Below are 2,485 nucleotides of genomic sequence, written 5' to 3' on the forward strand. Positions count from 1 at the left end.
CCGTTCCGCGCCCGCCGGGCTCGCATGGCGCGAACCGGCGGGCGGCCGAGGCAGCTGCCGGTCTGGTGGCGTCGGCGGTACTCGGCGTGGGCGTGACCGGTGGCGCTGCCGGCTCCCGTCGTGTTCGGCGCGGCCGCCCCGGCTCGGTCCGCAGGCCGTACCCGCTTCCCTGATCGTGGCCGTGGTGGCACTGTTGGGGTCACTCCGCACGATCGGAGCGTGACACGTGACGACCGTCGTCTTGCTTACCGAGGGCGCCTGGCCCGCCTGCGTCGACGCCGCGCGCGAGCATTCCCCGCCCGGCGCCGACATCGTCCTGCTCTACGTGCGCGACCCGGAGGTCTCCGGGGCCGCGCACGGCGCCTTTGCGGACCCCCTCGGCTGGGGCAGCGACCCCGCCAGCCGCCTGGAGCTCCTCGCGGCGGCCTCCGGCGAACACCTGGTGCGCGCCGCCGCCGAGCGCCTCGGTCTGCCCTGCACCGCCGTGGTGCGCACCGGCCGCGTCGAACGGGAGGTCGTCACCGCGTCCGAGGGCGCCGGCCTGCTGGTCCTCGCCCGCGACGGCGACCGCACCCACCCCGGTCCGCGCAGCCTCGGCCCGGCCGTCCGGTACGTCGTCGACCACGCGCCCTGCCCGATCCTGCTCGTCTGGCCCTGACGGGGCGAAAGCCGGCGCCCGGCGGTGGTCCACCCCTTCCGGTGAAGCCGCTAGAGGTCCAGGACGAACTCGAACTCGAACCGGTCGTCACAGCCCTGGCCCGCGACCGGACGATCTCGGCGATGTGGGGGTAGTGGACCGCCACACACGGCTGCCCAGGGCGTGCGCCGCATGGTGGGTGAGGTCGGCGGAAAAACCACCGGCTCGGAGCGTCCCGATGACCGAGTCCAGGTACGCCGGCACGCCGGGGGTGGGGCTCGTCCGGGTCTCGATGACATGTGAGGCCCAGGGGTGGCGCAGGAGCACCGTGCGCGCCGCGACAGGATGCGGTGCATCGCCCGGCGGCATCGTCAGCCGCCTCGCGGTCCTGACGCTCCGTCGGCATTCGCCGCCGGAGGGCCGGATCCGGCCTCGCCGCTCGTCACGGGCAGGGCGCCGGTCGCGGTGCACCACTGGACGTTCCCGCTCGGCCTCGACTTCGTCTGCGGCGCCAACACGGCCGTCCGGCTCATCGCCGAGGGCTTCGAGCGACCGTCCGGCCGGCGCCCGATCGTGAAACCGGCCGTGGAAGAGTGCCGCCCATGAGAATCGTCTGCTACCCCCGGAACGAGATGGCCGAGCTCTCCGGCTCCGCCGAGGACCTGGCCCGCCTGGCACGTGCGGTGGCCGACGGCGAAGGCGTCGTCCGCACCTCGCCGTCGGCCGACGAGCGCGACCTGGCGGGGGCCGAGGTCGGCGACGCGCCCGGCCCCGGGGTGCTGGTGCGCCTGGACGTGTCGCGCCGCGTTCTGGTGATCAGCGGCGACGCTCCCGCCCGGGCGGTCCTGGCCGACAACCTCCGGGCGATGGCCGACGAGGACGACGGCGGCCACCTCCACATCGAGCACTTCCCCGACCACCCCTACCTCGTGGAGGGTTCACTGCCGCTCGTGGTCATCAGCCCGCACGGAGGCATGCCCAGGCGGTGAGTTCAGCCGAGGGCCACGAGGGCGGCGAGGGCGGTCTCGACCGCGCGGTGGAAGGTCGGGTAGGCGTAGATCATGTGCCGCAGGCGGTCCGTCGGGACTTCGGCCTGGATCGCGACCGCCAGGCCGTACAGCACCTCGCCGCCCGCCGGGCCGGCGGAGGTGGCGCCGACGAGGACCCCGCGGTCGGCGTCCTCGACGAGTTTGACGAAGCCCTCGTTGCCGGCCTTGTGGATCCAGCCGCGTGCGGACGAGGGCAGGTCGGCGGTGCCGGTGCGGATGCGGAGGCCGGCTTCGCGGGCCTGGTGTTCGGTCAGGCCGACGGCGCCGATCTCGGGGTCGGTGAAGGTGACCCGAGGCAGGGCGCGGTAGTCGGCGTCGGGGCCGGGCTCGCCGAGGATCGCGCGGACGGCGATCTCGGCCTCGTACATCGCGACGTGGGTGAAGGCGCCGTGGCCCGTCACGTCGCCGATCGCCCACAGGCCGTCGGCGGCGCGCATCTGGCCATCGGTGCGCAGGGCCCGGGCGGCGGGGTCGAGGCCGACCGTCTCCAGACCGAGTCCGGTGAGGTCGGCGCGGCGACCGGTGGCGACCAAGAGCCTTTCGGCGGAGAGGAGTTCACCGTCGTCGAGGTGCAGGGTGAAGGTCACCCCGTCGTGCTCGGCACGGACGGCGCGGGCGCCGACCCGTGTCCCGACGCCTGCGCGTTCGAGGACCTTGGCGACGAGGGCGCCGGCCTCGGGCTCCTCGATGGGGAGCAGGCGGTCCAGGGCCTCGACGACGGTGACGTCGGTGCCGAACCGGGCGAAGACCTGGGCGAGTTCGAGCCCGATCGCGCCGCCGCCGAGGACCAGCAGGCTCT

4 protein-coding genes are annotated in these 2,485 nt (G+C 74.6%); 3 read left to right on the forward strand and 1 reads right to left on the reverse strand.

Annotation, left to right across the window (positions count from 1 at the left end):
* The first annotated feature begins 226 nt into the window (after positions 1-226).
* From AB0O00_RS35550 to AB0O00_RS35560, 3 genes are all read left to right on the forward strand, one after another.
* On the forward strand, positions 227-658 hold the full coding sequence (locus AB0O00_RS35550; protein ID WP_363658835.1) for a universal stress protein: 432 nt from the start codon (positions 227-229) through the stop codon (positions 656-658).
* Positions 659-1,102: 444 nt separating this feature from the next.
* Complete coding sequence (locus AB0O00_RS35555) at positions 1,103-1,243, forward strand: hypothetical protein (protein ID WP_363658836.1); 141 nt, start codon at positions 1,103-1,105, stop codon at positions 1,241-1,243.
* Positions 1,240-1,626, forward strand: a complete 387-nt coding sequence (locus tag AB0O00_RS35560; protein WP_363658837.1) for a hypothetical protein — start codon at positions 1,240-1,242, stop codon at positions 1,624-1,626. The genes AB0O00_RS35555 and AB0O00_RS35560 overlap by 4 nt, the downstream gene beginning before the upstream one ends.
* Positions 1,627-1,628: 2 nt before the next feature.
* Here AB0O00_RS35560 and AB0O00_RS35565 read toward each other — a convergent pair.
* A partial coding sequence (locus AB0O00_RS35565; protein WP_363658838.1) for an NAD(P)/FAD-dependent oxidoreductase occupies positions 1,629-2,485 on the reverse strand: 857 nt, incomplete at its 5' end.

This window comes from Kitasatospora sp. NPDC093558 (assembly GCF_040683475.1).
In the GTDB taxonomy this organism is placed as follows: Bacteria; Actinomycetota; Actinomycetes; order Streptomycetales; family Streptomycetaceae; genus Kitasatospora.

Excerpts from the sequence above, each read along its gene's own strand:
- AB0O00_RS35560 (WP_363658837.1), top strand. The coding sequence starts at position 1,240 with ATGAGAATCGTCTGCTACCCCCGGAACGAGATGGCCGAGCTCTCCGGC.